General features: G+C 52.9%; 1 protein-coding gene and 1 pseudogene. Both read left to right on the top strand.

All coding sequences use genetic code 11. From position 1 onward, the window contains the following. The coding region (locus BFF42_RS19290; protein WP_000318964.1) for an integrase core domain-containing protein at positions 1 to 286 on the top strand (286 nt) is incomplete at its 5' end. 1 nt (position 287) lies between these two features. Beyond that, positions 288 to 602: pseudogene (locus tag BFF42_RS19285) on the top strand (IS1 family transposase); the annotation flags it as partial. Positions 603 to 697: the final 95 nt, after the last annotated feature.

Below are 697 nucleotides of genomic sequence, written 5' to 3'. Positions count from 1 at the left end.
AACACGCCAGTTCGCCCGGATGTTGGGACTTGAACCGAAGAACACGGCGGTGCGGAGTCCGGAGAGTAACGGAATAGCAGAGAGCTTCGTGAAAACGATAAAGCGTGACTACATCAGTATCATGCCCAAACCAGACGGGTTAACGGCAGCAAAGAACCTTGCAGAGGCGTTCGAGCATTATAACGAATGGCATCCGCATAGTGCGCTGGGTTATCGCTCGCCACGGGAATATCTGCGGCAGCGGGCTTGTAATGGGTTAAGTGATAACAGATGTCTGGAAATATAGGGGCAAATCCATGATTGTCTGCGCTGAAATGGACGAACAGTGGGGCTACGTCGGTGCTAAATCACGTCAGCGCTGGCTGTTTTACGCGTATGACAGGATACGGAGGACGGTTGTGGCGCACGTCTTCGGTGAACGCACTCTGGCCACACTGGAGCGTCTTCTGAGCCTGCTGTCGGCCTTTGAGGTCGTGGTATGGATGACGGATGGCTGGCCGCTGTATGAATCACGCCTGAAGGGAAAGCTGCACGTTATCAGCAAGCGTTACACTCAGCGCATTGAGCGACATAATCTGAATCTGAGACAACATCTGGGTAAGGCAGTATGACTTTCCGTGAGACAGATGCTGGCCAACGTGGGATATTTAACGCGGGTTAACATCGTTGTCAGAGCCGCATGGGTGAGCTGTTGCTA

Source organism: Shigella sp. FC1661 (assembly GCF_001712525.1).
GTDB classification, from domain to species: domain Bacteria; phylum Pseudomonadota; class Gammaproteobacteria; order Enterobacterales; family Enterobacteriaceae; genus Escherichia; species Escherichia coli.
This window is presented reverse-complemented; position numbering and strand designations above follow the sequence as displayed.